This window comes from Longispora sp. NPDC051575 (assembly GCF_040681875.1).
Classification (GTDB): domain Bacteria; phylum Actinomycetota; class Actinomycetes; order Mycobacteriales; family Micromonosporaceae; genus Longispora.
The window spans coordinates 346,295-360,527 of record NZ_JBFAZP010000003.1 but is presented as its reverse complement, the minus strand read 5'-3'; the positions used below and the strand labels follow the sequence as shown (position 1 = coordinate 360,527).

The 14,233-nt window shown below is 74.3% G+C and carries 19 protein-coding genes; 12 read left to right on the top strand and 7 right to left on the bottom strand.

Annotation, left to right across the window (positions count from 1 at the left end; genetic code table 11):
* The first annotated feature begins 26 nt into the window (after positions 1–26).
* Complete coding sequence (locus AB0M43_RS09225) at positions 27–2,198, top strand: peptidoglycan DD-metalloendopeptidase family protein (RefSeq protein WP_363722665.1); 2,172 nt, start codon at positions 27–29, stop codon at positions 2,196–2,198.
* A 74-nt stretch (positions 2,199–2,272) separates the two neighbouring features.
* Here the strand turns inward: AB0M43_RS09225 and AB0M43_RS09220 are convergent, their stop codons facing one another.
* The 5 genes from AB0M43_RS09220 to AB0M43_RS09200 form a co-directional block, all read right to left on the bottom strand.
* Positions 2,273–3,160, bottom strand: a complete 888-nt coding sequence (locus AB0M43_RS09220) for a hypothetical protein (protein ID WP_363722663.1) — start codon at positions 3,158–3,160, stop codon at positions 2,273–2,275.
* A gap of 60 nt (positions 3,161–3,220) precedes the next feature.
* Positions 3,221–3,844 (bottom strand): class I SAM-dependent methyltransferase, encoded by a 624-nt coding sequence (locus AB0M43_RS09215; RefSeq protein ID WP_363722661.1) that lies wholly within the window; start codon positions 3,842–3,844, stop codon positions 3,221–3,223.
* A gap of 52 nt (positions 3,845–3,896) precedes the next feature.
* On the bottom strand, positions 3,897–4,571 hold the full coding sequence (locus AB0M43_RS09210; RefSeq protein WP_363722659.1) for a hypothetical protein: 675 nt from the start codon (positions 4,569–4,571) through the stop codon (positions 3,897–3,899).
* On the bottom strand, positions 4,568–5,293 hold the full coding sequence (locus tag AB0M43_RS09205; RefSeq protein WP_363722657.1) for an ATP-binding cassette domain-containing protein: 726 nt from the start codon (positions 5,291–5,293) through the stop codon (positions 4,568–4,570). The genes AB0M43_RS09210 and AB0M43_RS09205 overlap by 4 nt, the downstream gene beginning before the upstream one ends.
* Positions 5,294–5,431: 138 nt before the next feature.
* Positions 5,432–5,860: an Lrp/AsnC family transcriptional regulator gene (locus AB0M43_RS09200; protein ID WP_363722655.1), complete on the bottom strand. Its 429-nt coding sequence runs from the start codon at positions 5,858–5,860 to the stop codon at positions 5,432–5,434.
* A gap of 69 nt (positions 5,861–5,929) precedes the next feature.
* Here AB0M43_RS09200 and AB0M43_RS09195 point away from each other — a divergent pair, with 69 nt between their 5' ends.
* Positions 5,930–6,538 carry a LysE family transporter gene (locus tag AB0M43_RS09195; protein ID WP_363722653.1) on the top strand — a complete coding sequence of 203 codons (609 nt, stop codon included), beginning with the start codon at positions 5,930–5,932 and terminating at the stop codon, positions 6,536–6,538.
* A 146-nt stretch (positions 6,539–6,684) separates the two neighbouring features.
* On the opposite strand, the gene AB0M43_RS09190 is transcribed toward AB0M43_RS09195, so the two are convergent.
* Both AB0M43_RS09190 and AB0M43_RS09185 read right to left on the bottom strand, forming a co-directional pair.
* Positions 6,685–7,278, bottom strand: coding sequence for a hypothetical protein (locus AB0M43_RS09190; protein ID WP_363722652.1), 594 nt, complete (start codon positions 7,276–7,278; stop codon positions 6,685–6,687).
* A gap of 129 nt (positions 7,279–7,407) precedes the next feature.
* Positions 7,408–7,722 (bottom strand): nuclear transport factor 2 family protein, encoded by a 315-nt coding sequence (locus AB0M43_RS09185; RefSeq protein ID WP_363722650.1) that lies wholly within the window; start codon positions 7,720–7,722, stop codon positions 7,408–7,410.
* Positions 7,723–7,912: 190 nt separating this feature from the next.
* On the opposite strand from AB0M43_RS09185, the gene AB0M43_RS09180 reads away from it, so the two are divergent.
* From AB0M43_RS09180 to AB0M43_RS09135, 10 genes are all read left to right on the top strand, one after another.
* Positions 7,913–8,308: a VOC family protein gene (locus AB0M43_RS09180; RefSeq protein ID WP_363722649.1), complete on the top strand. Its 396-nt coding sequence runs from the start codon at positions 7,913–7,915 to the stop codon at positions 8,306–8,308.
* A 78-nt stretch (positions 8,309–8,386) separates the two neighbouring features.
* The gene (locus AB0M43_RS09175) at positions 8,387–8,989 is read left to right on the top strand and encodes a CDP-alcohol phosphatidyltransferase family protein (protein WP_363722647.1); all 603 of its coding nucleotides are present in this window, start codon (positions 8,387–8,389) and stop codon (positions 8,987–8,989) included.
* Positions 8,986–9,939, top strand: coding sequence for a DUF881 domain-containing protein (locus AB0M43_RS09170; RefSeq protein WP_363722645.1), 954 nt, complete (start codon positions 8,986–8,988; stop codon positions 9,937–9,939). The genes AB0M43_RS09175 and AB0M43_RS09170 overlap by 4 nt, the downstream gene beginning before the upstream one ends.
* Entirely contained in the window at positions 9,936–10,268 is a 333-nt protein-coding gene (locus AB0M43_RS09165; protein WP_363722644.1) for a small basic family protein, read from the top strand. Before AB0M43_RS09170 ends, AB0M43_RS09165 begins: the two co-directional genes overlap by 4 nt.
* Positions 10,269–10,483: 215 nt before the next feature.
* Entirely contained in the window at positions 10,484–11,311 is an 828-nt protein-coding gene (locus AB0M43_RS09160) for a DUF881 domain-containing protein (RefSeq protein ID WP_363722642.1), read from the top strand.
* 16 nt (positions 11,312–11,327) lie between these two features.
* Positions 11,328–11,708: a glycine cleavage system protein GcvH gene (gene gcvH / locus AB0M43_RS09155; protein ID WP_363722640.1), complete on the top strand. Its 381-nt coding sequence runs from the start codon at positions 11,328–11,330 to the stop codon at positions 11,706–11,708.
* A gap of 59 nt (positions 11,709–11,767) precedes the next feature.
* Complete coding sequence (locus AB0M43_RS09150) at positions 11,768–12,217, top strand: FHA domain-containing protein (protein ID WP_197002424.1); 450 nt, start codon at positions 11,768–11,770, stop codon at positions 12,215–12,217.
* A 53-nt stretch (positions 12,218–12,270) separates the two neighbouring features.
* A complete protein-coding gene (locus AB0M43_RS09145) occupies positions 12,271–12,918 on the top strand; it encodes a MerR family transcriptional regulator (protein WP_363723330.1) in 648 nt (215 codons plus the stop codon).
* A gap of 62 nt (positions 12,919–12,980) precedes the next feature.
* Positions 12,981–13,442 carry a bifunctional nuclease family protein gene (locus AB0M43_RS09140; RefSeq protein WP_363722638.1) on the top strand — a complete coding sequence of 154 codons (462 nt, stop codon included), beginning with the start codon at positions 12,981–12,983 and terminating at the stop codon, positions 13,440–13,442.
* Positions 13,443–13,681: 239 nt separating this feature from the next.
* Positions 13,682–14,224, top strand: coding sequence for a MerR family transcriptional regulator (locus AB0M43_RS09135; protein ID WP_363722636.1), 543 nt, complete (start codon positions 13,682–13,684; stop codon positions 14,222–14,224).
* Positions 14,225–14,233: the final 9 nt, after the last annotated feature.

Below are 14,233 nucleotides of genomic sequence, written 5' to 3'. Positions count from 1 at the left end.
GCTGATGTAGCTGCGAGGACACCGGCATGGCGGAGAGAAGCGGTCCCCGGGCGAGCGTCCGGCGATGGACCCTCGGGGTGGCGACCACGCTCGCGCTCGCAATCGGTCTGGCCCCCACCCCCGGCTGGGCGGATCCGGCGGTCGGCGACGCGGCCACCCCGGCCCCGGTCGAGCCGCAGCCCACCGAGGGTGCGGCCCAGGACACCGGCACCACGCCGGCCGAGCGGCCGGCGACGCCCGCCGGGCAGGACCCCGCGGGGACCACCGGCGCGCCCGATCCGGGCCAGCCGCAGACCGCCGATCCGGCCCCCGCCCGGCCCGCCACCGCCGACCCCACCCCGCAGCCGGCCCCCGGCCCCGCCGTGGAGTCCCCGGCCGCGACCGACCCGACCCCGGCCGCCCCCGCTCCGACCCCCACCCCCGACCCGCCGCAACCGTCCGCGAGCCCCACACCACCGGGCTCCGGCGTCCCGACCGCACCCCCCACGACCGGGCAGCCCGCGAACACCCCCAGCCCCACACCGGTACCGAGCCCGACCGCCGGCCCGACCCCCGGCCCCTCCCCGTCGGGTACCCCCGGTCCCACGCCGTCCGGCACGCCCCGCCCCACGCCCTCGGTCCCCACCCCGTCCGGGACCGCCGGCCCGGCGCCGTCCCCGTCGCAGTCGGGACACCCGACCCCGAAGCCCAGTCCGACGAGCCCCGGCCCGACCACGCCGAGCGAGCCGGACCCGGTGCCGCCGAAGCCCCCGGCCCCACGCCCCGCCCCGCTGGTCCCCGCCCAGCCGCCGCTGGCCCAGGACACGACCGCCGCGCAGCTCGCGCTGGAGGCCGCCGTCCGGGCCGCCGACGAGGCGAAGACCGCCGCGACCGCCGCCGCCCGGACCGCCGCCGCCGACGCGGCCGCCGTCACCGCCGCCGAGACGACGGTCACGGAGAGCCGCGCCGCCCGCGACCAGCTCCGGACCGCGTTCAACGACGAGGTCACCCGGCTGTACAAGGGCGCCGGCTACCAGGACCTGCGGCAGTTCGCGCCCGACACCTCGGTGGGCCGGACGAACGAGCTGGCCGCGAAGCTGAAGACGGCCGAGGACAAGCTCACCGCCGACGAGGCCGCCCTGGCCGCCGCGAAGGACAGGGCGCTGCTCAGCGCCGCCGCCGCGAAGTCGGCCGAGGACACCCGGATCGCCGCCGACAAGAAGGTCGAGCTGCTGCGGATCGAGGCCGGTCGCCAGCCCGCGCCGGTCCTCACGGCCGTGCCGTTCACCTTGTGCCTGGCGGCGGCACCCGCCGGCTCCCGACAGGGGCTGTCAGCGGCCCAGTCGGCGAACGCGGCGACGATCGTGGCCGTGGGGCGCCGGCTCGGCGTACCCGAAAAGGGCCTGGTCATCGGGGTTGCCACCGCGATGCAGGAGTCGTCGCTGCGCAACCTGGCCAACGTCGCCTACCCCGAGTCGCTGACCATGGCCAACCAGGGCGTCGGCTACGACCACGACTCCCTGGGCCTGTTCCAGCAGCGCCCCGCCACCGGCTGGGGCACCCCGAGCCAGGTCATGGTCCCGGAGTACGCGGCGGAGAAGTTCTTCCGCGCCCTGCTCAAGGTGCCCGGCTGGCAGGACATGCAGGTCACGGCCGCCGCCCAGACGGTGCAGCGCAGCGCGTACCCGGACGCCTACGCCCGGCACGAGGCCGCCGCCGCGCAGCTGGTGCTCGGCCTGGCCGGCGTCGAGTGCGCCACCGGCGCGTGGGTCGCCCCCGTCAACGCCGCGATCACCTCCGGCTACCTGCAGCCCGCCCGCCCCGACCACCACGGCGTCGACCTCGGCGCGGCCCGGGGCGCGCAGATCAGGGTCGCGGCGGCCGGGATCGTGCGCACCGCCGCGTGCGACGCGACCCAGGGCGGCCGCGACTACGGCTGCGACGTGGACGGCTCGGTCGCGGTCAGCGGCTGCGGCTGGTACGTCGACGTCGAACACGCCGACGGGGTCCTCACCCGCTACTGCCACATGCTCCGCCGGCCCGAGGTGAAGGTCGGCGACCAGGTTGCCGCCGGCCAGGTCCTCGGCCACGTCGGTACCAGCGGCAACAGCTCGGGCCCGCACCTGCACTTCGAGGTGCACCTGGGCGGCGGCCGCGACAACGCGTCGACCACCGACCCGATCAGCTGGCTCCGGGGCCACGGCGTCCCGCTGAACTGAGCGGGCACCCGTAGGCCCTCAACGACGGAGGAGCCCGACTCACCTGTGGGTGGGCCTCCCCGCGCCTGAGTGCTCTACCACTGTCCGAGGTCGGGCAGGACGAAGTCGCCGTATCCGAGGAGCTCCGCGAGTCCGATGAACCGTTGGAGCCGGTCAGGGCTGAAATCGGGCCGTGACGGGCTGTAGCGCCCCAGGAAGTGGAGCAGGAACCGGAAGGTGAGGTCCGGGCAGTCTATGACGCCGAACACGGCGGTCTCGTCCGCCAGCTCGGCCGCCACGGCGGCTCTCACGCCGGGGGGACAGACACAGGGCTCGTAGTTGATCGGCTGGTCCCGCGCGGTCAGCCATTCCTCGGCCCGGGCTTTGACGTGCGGGACGGAGACGTCGCTGGACGTGCGGACGAGGCGCAGGCACGCCGCGAGGTCCGGCCCGGCCAGCCGGGAGAGGATCGTGAGGTCCCGGTGCAGCTCGTCCACGTCGAGGGCGTCACGGTCCTCACGGAACGTGACCCGCAGCACCTCGTCCAGCCCCGGCCGGTCGCAACAAGGGCACCACTGGCTCAGGAAGCCGGTGAAGCCGAAGTCGAACGTGCGCGGATTGCGCGGTTCATCGGGTTCGACGTGCACCGAGGCGGGAGCCGGCAGGGTCGTCGGGCAGGCGGCACAGTCGTCACGGCACTCGCAGAAGTACTGCAGGCCGGTCAGCACCCCTCGCGTGACCTGGAGTGTGAACGACCCGACGCGCCTGCCGGCCGGACTTTCCAACCACGCCTGAACTGGTAGGGCGCCGTTGAGAAGGTGGGCGCGGGGCGCGTCGGCGGGGACCTGGAAGGCCAGGTCGGCCTCTGCCACCGAGCTGATCGTGGCCAGAGCGAGCTGGGCACGCAGTGCGATGACCTCGGGCAGGTCGTCCAACAGCATCGCCTGTACGAACTCGCGCTCGGCCCCCGTGAACTCCCGCATCCGGGCACCCTAACCCGCACGCACGGGTCACGCCCCTGCCTGGCCGGGGTGGCGCGTTCCTCAGGCCCCGGGTCGTCGGGCGAACAGGATCGCCCCCGGGGTCGGGTCGTCCGGGCGCAGCAGGTGCTGCGCCTCCACGGTGAAGCCCGCCTCCCGGAGCCAGTCGGCCACCCGGGTCGGTGTGCGGTAGTGCACGTCCGCGTGCCGGGCCCGGTCGTCCCGCCCGGCCGTGCCGGCGACGTGGAAGCCCACGGCCAGCACCCCGCCCGGCCGCAGTACGCGCCAGAACTCCCCGACCACGCCCGGCACCGCCTCGTCCGGGATGTGGATCAACGACCACCAGGCGAGCACCCCGGCGAGGGAGTCGTCGGCGATCTCCAGGTCGGTCATCGAGCCGACCTCGAACCGCGCGTCCGGGTGCTCGCGGCGGGCGATGTCGATCATCGCTGGGGACAGGTCGACGCCGAACGCGTCCGCGCCCAGCTCCCGCAGCAGCGCCGTGGTGTGCCCCGGCCCGCAGCCGACGTCGGCGACCGGCCCGCCGCCGGTCGCGCGCACCAGCTCGGCGAACAGCACGACCCCCGCGCGGACGTACAGCAGCCGGTCGAGCAGGTCGCGGGTCTCGTCGGCGTAGTTGGCCGCGATGGTGTCGTACGAGGCGCGGGTGTCGTTCAACCAGGTCATCAGGAGACCGTAGCCCGTCGATGGACGCGGGACCGCGTGCGCCCCGCTCCGGCTACGCGTTGCGGACCCGGGCCCGCGCGTACCCCGCCACGGCCACCGCCGTCCACACCACCATGTGGCCGAGCGCCACCCCGGCCGCTCCCGGCCCGGCACCCTGGGCCGCGTTCCGGGCGGCGGCCATCACCGGCGGCACCAGGAACGCCACCGGCGACCCGTCGCGGCCGAGGATCAGCACCAGCGTGACCCCGCCGACCAGGACCAGCACACCCAGGCCGACACTGCGGGTCACCGCCCGGCTCGCCCACGCCCCGAGTGCCACGGCCGGCGGCACCGCCAACAGGTGCGTCCACAGTCCCACGCCGATCGCCGCCCCCAGCCCGTCGGGCAGCGTGACCAGCTCGAGGGCGAGGGGCGCGGCGAGCAGCGGCGGGATGAGCGCCAGCCCGGCCCCCAGCGCCGCGAGCAGCCCGGCCGTCCCCTCCCGGCGCGCGCCGACCGCGATCCTGGTCAGGTACCGCTGCCCGTCCGGCTCGACGTCCAGCAGGGCCTTGGTCTGCCAGGCGAGCAGCCCGAACAGCGCCAGCCCGGACGCCCCGAACGAGTTCGCCGCCGGGGCCGCCCCGCCGCTGTAGATCAGGCCGTAGACGACGAGCGCGCCGAGCAGGGGGCCGAGGGCGACCTGGCTGCGCACGTACCCGGTGAGTCTGGTGCGGATCAGCGTGATCATCGCGGCCGTACCCCCAGAACGTCGTGGCCCTGGGCGCGCAGGGCGGACACCGTGCCGGCCGCGTCGGCGGCGGGCACCTCGATCTCGATCACGCACCGCGCCGGGTCGCCCCCGTCGAGGTGCACCCCCTGGTCGCGGACCGTCCAGCGCTGGGCGACGGCGAGCCGGGCGATCTCGCCCCGGTGGTCGCTGACCAGCACGATCCCGCCGGCCCCGGTGACCTCGCCGACGATCAGGGGGATCTCGGCCCGCACGACCGCGTCCAGGCCCTCCCAGGGTTCGTCGAGGACCAGCAGCCCCGGCGGCACGAGCAGCGCCTGGGCGAGCCCGACCTTCTGCGCGGACCCCTTGGACAGCTGGCCGAGCCGCACGTCGAGGAACGCGCCGAGATGCAGCCGCTCCGCCCAGTGCGCGACGGCCCGCCCGGCCGCGTCCGCGCCGAGTCCCCGGACCCTCCCCGCGCCGACGAGGTACTCCCGGGCGGTGAACGGCTGGGCGGCGGGGAAGCGTTCGGGGACCCAGCCGACGACGGGCGGCCGGTCGGCGACCCGGCCCCGGTCGGGGCGCAGCACCCCGGCGCACACGGTGAGCAGGGTGGACTTGCCGGCGCCGTTGCGGCCGAGAATGACGACGGCCTCGCCGGGGCGCGCGGTGACCGAGACGCCGTCGAGGACCCAGGGGCCGGAGCGCGCGTAGCGGACGCTGACGTGGTCGAGCAGCATCCGCCCGACAGTACCCCGGAAATCGCTCTGTTCCCGCCCCGGTCCGGGGACCCTTTGTGGACCGGTCGCGCCGCTCGACCGGTCCGCCGCACGGCCGCCCCGACCGGTCGGCGCCGCCGGGTGCCGCTCCGCCGGCGTTCAGTCCAGAACGACCCGCAACGCCAGACGGGTACTCGTGTGCGCCACCCCCGCCGTGTCCTTCAGCGCCCGGATCAGCGCGTCCAGGGTGGCCGTGTCGGGCACCCTGGCCCGGATCAGGTAGTCGCTGTCCCCGGTGACGTGGATGACCTCGGTGACCCCGGGCAGCCGCACCACCGCGTGCTCGAACAGGTCGGCCGTCGTCTCCGGCCGCAGCCGCGCGTCGATGAGGATGACCAGCCCGGAGTCCGTGACGGCGGCCCGGTCGACCAGGGTGGTGAAACCCCGGATCAGGCCGGTACGCCGCATCTTGCGCACCCGGTCGGCCACCGCGTTGGCGCTCCGCCCGACCCGGCGGCCCAGATCGTGGTAGGAGATCCGCGCATTCTCCTGGAGCGCGTCGAGGATCTCGCGGTCTGTGGCGTCCACACCGCGATTCTCGCAGGATCCGCCGATATCCGCGAGCGCTCCGGCGGCGGGCCGCCCGATAGTGGGGCCATGAGCGCATGGTGGTCGATGGCGGTGGCGGGCGGGGCCGCCGGGTTGGGTGTGGCGGTGCCCCTGGGCGGGGTCGGGGTGCTGCTGCTGAAGGAGGGCATGCTCGGCTGGCGGCGCGGCCTGGCGGCTGCGTCGGCCGTGGCCTGCGTGGACGGGGCGTTCGCGGCCGGCGCGGTCCTGGCCGGCTCGGTGGTCAGCGGGGTACTCGCCGGGCACGAGCGGCCCGTCCGGTGGTGCGCGGCACTGGTCCTGGCGGTGGTGGCCGTCCGGGGCCTGCTGGCGCTGCGCCACCCCGAGAGCGGTCCGGCCCCGGAGCCGCCGGCCAGGCGGATCTTCCTGCGGTTCGTCGGCCTGACGGCGGTCAACCCCACCACGATGGTGTACTTCGTGGCCCTCGCCGCGGCCCTCCGGGGCCGGATCGGCGGCGGGGCGCTGCTCGGCGCGTTCGTCGCGGGGGTGTTGCTGGCGTCGCTGGTCTGGCAGGTGGGGCTGGCCATGGTGGGGGCGACGGCGGGCTCCCGGCTGGGGCCGACGGCCCGGCGGTGGACGTACATCCTGGGCAACGGCCTCGTCCTCGGCTACGCCGCGCTCCTGGCCACATCCGGCTAGCCGGTCACGGCGCATCCTGTGCCGGGTGCCGGGTGCCGGGTGCCGGGTGCCGGGTGCCGCGCCCGACCCGCCGCCCGGCTCCCGGGGCGTGACACGCCGGTGGGCGTGGGGTCCGCTGTGGCGCGCACGGCCCCCGGCCCCGCGTTTCAGGCCACGTCGTCGAGGAAGTCGTGCTGGGCCGCCCGCAGCCGGTCCACGTCGCGGTCCGCCCCCGGCGGGCTCACCCGGTGCAGCTCCGCCCAGGCCCGGGCCAGCTCCCGCCGCGCCGCCGACAGCTCGGCCCCGTGCTGCCGCCGCAGGTCGGCCCGCAGGGTCTCGCACCGCCGCGCCCACCCGGCGGAACTCGCCGCCGCCCGCTCGGCGACGACGCGCGCCTGCTCCCGGGCCGCGTGCACATCGGCACCGGCCGCCGCCGCCAGCTCCCGGACCGTCCGCAGCTTCTCGGCCGCCGCCCGGACCTGCCCCGTGGCGACCCGGGCGTTCTCCTCGGCGGCGGCGACCCGCCGCTCCAGCTCCGCGATCCGCCGGTCGTCCGCGCGCGGGACGGCCGCCGCCCGCGCGACCGCCAACGGCACCAGCGCCGCGAGGGGCTGGTTCGTGCGGTCGTCCACGATGACCGTCACCTGCCCGGCGGCCCGGGCGAGCGCGGCCAGGTGCGGCAGGCGCATCCGGACGTCGCGGAGCGGCAGGGTGCGGCCGACGTCTTCGGCATCGGCGGCGAGTGCTGCGTTCTCAGCCATGCGCCCAGGGTGACATCAGGGTCTGACAATTCCTCCGGACCCCGGTCGGCGGGAGGTCCGGCCCGCGCGACGTGTTCTCCGGACCCCCGGCCGGCGGCGAGCCCGCCCGACGCGGCCCGCCCAGCCCGGTCAGAGCGCCCCCACGTCCAGCCGGCTGATCCGGCCGTCCGTCAGCTGGAAGTGCCAGAACGTCGGCATGTCCCACTGGTCCGAGTGGAACGTCCCCGTCAGGTGCCGCCCGCCGCCCTCCTCGCGGTCCACGTGCAGCCGCCCGTGGAAGCGGAAGATCTCCCGGTCCGCCCACGCGGCCAGGGACTGGGGCTGGCCGTCGTCGGTGAGTTCGGCCCCGGGCGCGAAGGCCGCCAGGAACGCGTCCCGGTCGCCCTCGACCATCGCCTCGACGACGCCGCGCACCACGGGGTCGGTCAGTCTGTCGAGCTCCATGCGTACCCCCGGGCTGGTGTCCTTTCTCCCGATTGTGGGGGATCGCGGGGGTCCGGAGCACGGGAACGGCGCCGAAGATCCGCCCCAGTTCCCGCCGGTCCGCCCCCGCGCCGGCCTGCGGCCCGGTCGCCCCGTGCCCAGTTCCCGATAGTGCGGGACCGGGCCGGCCGGCCCGCCCTAACCTGCGGATATGACTGACACCATCACCCGCGTCTGGCCGGGTCTGCGGTACGTCGACGCGCCCGCCGCCCTCGACTTCCTGGTCCGGGCGTTCGGCTTCGTGGAGACCGCCCGCTACCCCGGGGCCGAGCCGCACTCGATCGGGCACGCGGAGCTGCGCTGGCCGGCCGGGGGCGGCGTCATGCTCGGCTCGGTCCGCGCCGACAGCGTGATCAGCGACCTGCCCGCCGGGGTCGGCTCGGTCTACGTCGTGGCCGACGACGTGGACGCGCTGTTCGACCGGGCCCTGGCGGCCGGGGCGACCGTGGCCCGGGAACTGCGGGAGGAGGAGTACGGCTCGCGGGGCTTCACCGTGCGCGACCCCGAGGGTGTTTACTGGAGTTTCGGTACCTATCAGGGGGAATGACCGTCCAGGCCGTGGAGCGCGCGCCCCGTGGCCGGCTAGAGTCTGGGTTGACTGGCCGACGAACACCGGGGAGGGCTCATGGCGCAGGAGCACGGTGCTGTTCCGTGGCGTCCGTTCACCCTGGCCAACGGCATCACCTTCCTCCGGCTGCTCGGCGTCCCCGTCTTCCTGTGGCTGCTCCTCGGCCCGGACCGCCATGACATCGCGGCGGTGGTCGTCCTCGCGGTCGGCGGTTCGACGGACTGGCTCGACGGGTACGTGGCCCGCCGGATGGGCCAGGTCAGCCGCCTCGGTCAGCTCCTCGACCCGGTGGCCGACCGGCTGTACATCCTGGCCACCCTGATCGCGCTCACCGTCCGTGACGTCGTGCCGTGGCAGTTCACGGCCGGCCTGCTGGCCCGCGACGTCGTCCTCGGCGTCGGCCAGCTCGCGATCCGCCGCTACGGGTACCCGCCGCTGCCGGTGCACTACGTCGGCAAGACCGCCACGTTCGTGCTGCTGATGGCGTTCCCGACCCTGCTGCTGGCCGCCGCCACGACGGGTACGACCCACACCTGGGCGTACGCGGCCGGCTGGGGGACCGCCCTGTGGGGCCTCGCGCTGTACTGGCTCGCCGCCGCCTTCTACTTCTGGCAGATCGCCGGCCTGATCCGGGCGGCCCGCGCCGAGGTCCGGGCATGAGTCCCGCCGACCCGGCCCCGTCGACCCGCGACCCCGCCGCGTCCCGGGCCGCCGCCCCGGTCGAGCCGCCCCGCGCCGCGCCCCCGGGCCAGCAGTTCGGCGGCGACCTGCTCACCGAGATCTTCAACAACTCGATGGACCCGGGATACGCGGACGCCGCCGAGAAGGGCCGCCGCGACACCCCGCTCGGCGTGGCCGGCCGGGTGCTCGCCCTGGCCGCGATCGGTTTCCTGCTCGCCGTCGCGTACCTGAAGGTCGTCGCCGACACCCCCGCCACCACCCAGGCCCGCGACAAGCTCGTCGCCGACGTCAAGCGCGACCAGGCCACGGCCGACCGGCTGGAGACCGACGCGGAGAAGCTCCGCGACGAGGTGTCGGGCATGCGCGACCAGGCGTTCCGCGAGGCCGGCGGTGACGCGAAGTACCTGCGCGACCTCGAGGCGGTCACCGGGCTCGGCCGGGTCCGGGGCGACGGGATCGTGGTCACCGTCGGTGACGCCGAGAGCGCCAAGGACCCGGTGACCGGCAAGCCGAAGGCCGAGAACAGCGACGGCAAGATCTACGACCGGGACCTGCAGAAGATCGTCAACGCGCTCTGGTACGCCGGGGCCGAGGCCGTCACCATCAACAACCAGCGGATCTCCGGCCGGACGACGATCCGCGCGGCGGGCGGGGCGATCCTGGTGGACTTCAAACCGGTCGACGGTCCCTACCGGATCTCCGCGATCGGGCCGTCCGCGATGCGCCGGACGTTCGACGCCACCCCGGCCGCGAAGCAGTTCCGCGCCCTGGCCGGCAAGTACGGCCTGGTGTTCGGGGTCAAGGAGACCGACGGGATGACGTTCGCCGCCGCCGGTGACCCGCAGCTGCGCCTGGCCCGTCCGGTCCCGTCCCCGTCCCCGAGCCCGAGTCCCACACCCAGCACGACCCCGTCCGGAGGTGGCCGTTGATCGCGGTGCTCGCCCTGATCGCCGGAGTGGCGTTGGGCCTGATCCTGAAGCCGACCGTCCCGGTCGAGCTTCAGCCGTACCTGCCCATCGCCGTGGTCGCGGCGCTCGACGCCCTGTTCGGCGGCCTGCGCGCCAAGCTGAACAAGATGTTCGACGACCGGCAGTTCATCATCTCTTTCGTGTCGAACGTGCTGGTGGCCGGTCTGATCGTCTTCCTCGGCGACCAGTTGGGCGTGGGCGGGCAGCTCGCGACGGGCGTCGTGGTCGTCCTCGGGGTGCGCATCTTCAGCAACGTGGCCGCGATCCGCCGACACTTCTTCAAGGCCTGACCGTGGCCGACGACGAACCGGGCGAGGGCACGGGCGGGAGCGGCGCCTCCCGGCCGCGCCGGAAGCCGTCCCCGGCCGCCCAACAGGACCGGTCCACTCCGGCCACCGCGCGGCCCGAGCCCGCTACGACCACCGCGCGGCCCGGACCCGCTACGACCACGGAGCGGCCAGCCGCCACGCCCGCCGCTGACGGGACGTCCCCCGACCCGGAGCCGGTGTCCGCGGAAAGCCCGTCGCCAGAGGCGGCCCCCGCAGCGGCCCCGGAGCCCGACCCGTCCTCCGAGCCCCCGTCGGAGCCCGGCCCACCGTCCTCCGACGACAGGTCCCCGGAAGCCCCCGGCCGCTCCCCGACGAGCCGCCGCCTCTCCGGCGCCCTGATCGCCCTCCTCCTCGCCGTGGTCGGCTTCGCCGTCGTCATCCAGGTCCGCAGCAACGCCACCGACGAGGGCCTGTCCAGCGCCCGCCAGGAGGACCTGGTCCGGATCCTCGGCGACCTGGACTCCCGCCAGGAGCGGCTGCGCACCGAGCTGTCCGCGCTGGAGGAGAGCAAGCGGCAGCTGACCTCCGGTGCGCAGAACAAGGAGGCGGCCCTCGCCGCCGCGCGCGCCCGCGCCGACGAACTCGGCATCCTGGCCGGCACCCTGCCCGCCCAGGGACCGGGCCTGGACATCCGGGTGACGGTCGGCAGCAAGCCCGTGCCGGCGTCGACGATCCTGGACGCCATCGAGGAACTTCGCGGTGCCGGGGCCGAGGCCATGCAGATCACCGGCGCGAACGGCGCGTCGGTGCGGATCACCGCGTCGACGTACTTCGTGGACGACGGCGGCCGGCTCAACGTCGACGGGTCGAGACTGGACGCCCCGTACGCGATTCTCGTGATCGGCGACCCGCAGACGATGCGAGCCGCGCTCAACATCCCGGGCGGGGTAGTCGACACCGTCAAGCGGGCTGACGGTAACGTCGTTGTCTACGAGCCCGGTGTGGTGCGGGTGACCGCGCTGCGGCAGGTCAGCACGCCCCAGTACGCTCGGCCTGTCTCATGATCGAAAGGAACGCACGGTGATTCCCGAGGACCTTCGCTACACGGCCGAGCACGAGTGGGTGCGCGCGACCGGCGACACCTTCCGGGTGGGCATCACCCAGTTCGCGCAGGACGCGCTGGGCGACATCGTCTACGTCGACCTGCCCACGGCGGGCACCGAGGTCGAGGCCGGCGACTCCGCCGGAGAGGTCGAGTCGACGAAGAGCGTGTCGGAGATTTATGCTCCGGTGTCCGGTACGGTGACGGCTCGCAACGAGGCACTCGGGAACGCGCCGGATCTGATCAACACCGACCCGTACGGCGAAGGTTGGCTCCTGGAGATCAGGCCGACCGATCCGTCCGTGCTGGACTCACTGCTCGACGCCCCCGCGTACCGCAAGCTGACCGAGCAGTCCTGACCGTAGTGAGACGTCGGCGGGGCCCCAGCCCCGCCTGGCCAGATCCGTGAGGTGGTCCGATGACACGTTCTGATGACGAGTACCCCCCGCTCGATGTGACGTCGACCCTGAATCTCGGCGCGATAGATGACGCGCTGGCCTCAGACGACGAGGTCATGCCCGCCCGGGTCTCCGGCTCCCTGCCCCCGGGCACGGCTCTGCTGGTGGTCCGGCGCGGCCCGAACGCCGGGGCGCGCTTCCTGCTCGACCACGATGTGACGACGAGCGGTCGGCACCCCGACAGCGACATCTTCCTCGACGACGTGACCGTGTCGCGTCGGCACGCGGAGTTCCAGCGGGAGGGCGGCTACTTCACCGTCCGGGACGTGGGCAGCCTCAACGGCACCTACGTCAACCGCGAGCGCGTGGAGGCCGTGACGCTGAGCAATGGCGACGAGGTCCAGGTCGGCAAGTTCCGGCTGGTCTTCATCGCCGGTCCGCGCCCGGACGAGGAGGTCGGCGGGGCGTGACGAAGTCCGGGAGCGCCGCGGCGGCGGACCTCGGCGCTGCGGCCACTGGCCTGATGAGCATCGGCGAAGTTCTTTCCCAGCTCCGCGCGGACTTCCCGGACATCACGATCTCCAAGCTCCGGTTCCTGGAGACGGAGGGCCTGGTCGAGCCGTGCCGTACCGCCTCCGGGTACCGGAAGTACTCGTGGGGGGACCTGGTCCGGCTGCGCTTCATCCTGACGGCGCAGCGCGACCAGTACCTCCCGCTGAAGGTGATCCGCGAGCAGCTCGACGCGGGCGCGCACGAGATGACGTTGCGGCTGGTGACGGCCGACGAGCGCGCGGGCGTCGAGCTGCTGCTCACCCGGGCGGAGCTGCTGGTGCGCACCGGGCTGGACGAGGAGTGGCTGCGCGGCGTCGAGCAGTACGGGCTGCTGGCCGCGCGCCCCGACGGCCGGTACGAGCCGGAGGCCGTGGAGGTCGCGACCGTGGTCGCCCAGCTCGGCGAGCACGGCCTGGAACCCCGGCACCTGCGCGCCTTCCGGGGCGCGGCGGACCGCGAGATCGGCCTGTTCGAACAGGTGGTGGCACCGATGGCGCGGCAGCGCAGTCCGGAGGCCCGGGCGCGCGCGGCGGAGACGTTGCGGGAGCTGGCGGCCCTGTCGCTGCGCCTGCACGCCGCCCTGTTGCAGGCAGGTCTGCGGGGGAGCGCGGGCGGGTAGCCTGAGAGGGAGACGGCGCGTACGGACGGCGCGCCGCCGGCAGGGCGGAAATGAGGGCTGGCGTGCACGAGTTGAACGTGGTCGGGGTGCGGGTGGAGTTGCCCACCAACCAACCGATCGTGCTTCTCAAGGAAGCCGGTGGCGAGCGTTACCTGCCGATCTGGATCGGCGCCGTGGAGGCCACCGCGATCGCGTACGAGCAGCAGAGTGTCAAACCGCAGCGCCCGTTGACCCACGACCTGCTCAAGGACGTGCTGGCGGCGTTGAAGGCCCCGCTGCAGGCCGTGGAGATCACGGAGCTGCGGGACCAGATCTTCTACGCGGACCTGGTGCTCGGCGAGGGCGTGCGGGTGTCGGCGCGGCCGAGTGACGCGATCGCGTTGGCGTTGCGTTCGGAGGCGCCGATCCGGTGCTCGGAGCAGGTCCTCGCGGAGGCCGGGATCGTCATTCCGGACGCGCAGGAGGACGAGGTCGAGAAGTTCCGGGAGTTCCTCGACCAGATCAATCCGGAGGACTTCGAGTGACCCGCATCCAGTCACTCATTGTGATTGACTGGGCACGGGGAGCGCCTCGCCGACTGTGACGGACATCGCTTCGGCGTGTCGTTCGTTCCCGGGACCCCGATCCCCAATGTGGGCTATAGCGTGGCGGTTGGCACGACAAGCCGGGGGAGGTGGTCGCAGTGGACGAGCGGTTCTCTGAAGGGCCCGGAGCGGGAGTTCCCGACGCCGGGGTCCCCGCACAGACCGGGCACGGTGACCCCGTGCAGGGTGTGCTCTTCGACGGTGGCGAGCTCGGCGACGACGGCTCCGTGGGTTACCGGGGAGTGACGGCCTGCACCGCCGCCGGCATCACCTACCGTCAGCTCGACTACTGGGCGCGCACCACCCTGGTGGTGCCGAGCATCCGCCCGGCGGCCGGTTCCGGCTCCCAGCGGCTCTACTCGTTCCGCGACATGGTCGTCCTCAAGGTCGTCAAGCGCCTGCTGGACGCCGGGGTGTCCCTGCAGAACATCCGCAAGGCCGTCGACGCCCTGCGCTCCCGCGGGGTCGACGACCTGGCCCGGATCACGCTGATCTCCGACGGCACCACGGTCTACGAGTGTCGTTCCCCGGAGGAGGTCGTGGACCTGCTCCAGGGCGGCCAGGGCGTGTTCGGCATCGCGATCGGCGGCGCGTTCAAGGAGATCCAGGGCACCCTGGCCCACCTCCCGTCGGTGCGGGCCGAGGTCGAGCGCCCGGCGCCCCTCGCGCTCACCCACACGGACGAGCTGGCCGCCCGCCGGGCCCGCCGCAGCGCGAGCTGAACCCGAACC

Excerpts from the sequence above, each read along its gene's own strand:
- AB0M43_RS09225 (WP_363722665.1), top strand. The coding sequence starts at position 27 with ATGGCGGAGAGAAGCGGTCCCCGGGCGAGCGTCCGGCGATGGACCCTC.
- AB0M43_RS09220 (WP_363722663.1), bottom strand. The coding sequence starts at position 3,160 with ATGCGGGAGTTCACGGGGGCCGAGCGCGAGTTCGTACAGGCGATGCTG.
- AB0M43_RS09215 (WP_363722661.1), bottom strand. The coding sequence starts at position 3,844 with ATGACCTGGTTGAACGACACCCGCGCCTCGTACGACACCATCGCGGCC.
- AB0M43_RS09210 (WP_363722659.1), bottom strand. The coding sequence starts at position 4,571 with ATGATCACGCTGATCCGCACCAGACTCACCGGGTACGTGCGCAGCCAG.
- AB0M43_RS09205 (WP_363722657.1), bottom strand. The coding sequence starts at position 5,293 with ATGCTGCTCGACCACGTCAGCGTCCGCTACGCGCGCTCCGGCCCCTGG.
- AB0M43_RS09195 (WP_363722653.1), top strand. The coding sequence starts at position 5,930 with ATGAGCGCATGGTGGTCGATGGCGGTGGCGGGCGGGGCCGCCGGGTTG.
- AB0M43_RS09190 (WP_363722652.1), bottom strand. The coding sequence starts at position 7,278 with ATGGCTGAGAACGCAGCACTCGCCGCCGATGCCGAAGACGTCGGCCGC.
- AB0M43_RS09185 (WP_363722650.1), bottom strand. The coding sequence starts at position 7,722 with ATGGAGCTCGACAGACTGACCGACCCCGTGGTGCGCGGCGTCGTCGAG.
- AB0M43_RS09180 (WP_363722649.1), top strand. The coding sequence starts at position 7,913 with ATGACTGACACCATCACCCGCGTCTGGCCGGGTCTGCGGTACGTCGAC.
- AB0M43_RS09175 (WP_363722647.1), top strand. The coding sequence starts at position 8,387 with ATGGCGCAGGAGCACGGTGCTGTTCCGTGGCGTCCGTTCACCCTGGCC.
- AB0M43_RS09170 (WP_363722645.1), top strand. The coding sequence starts at position 8,986 with ATGAGTCCCGCCGACCCGGCCCCGTCGACCCGCGACCCCGCCGCGTCC.
- AB0M43_RS09150 (WP_197002424.1), top strand. The coding sequence starts at position 11,768 with ATGACACGTTCTGATGACGAGTACCCCCCGCTCGATGTGACGTCGACC.
- AB0M43_RS09145 (WP_363723330.1), top strand. The coding sequence starts at position 12,271 with ATGAGCATCGGCGAAGTTCTTTCCCAGCTCCGCGCGGACTTCCCGGAC.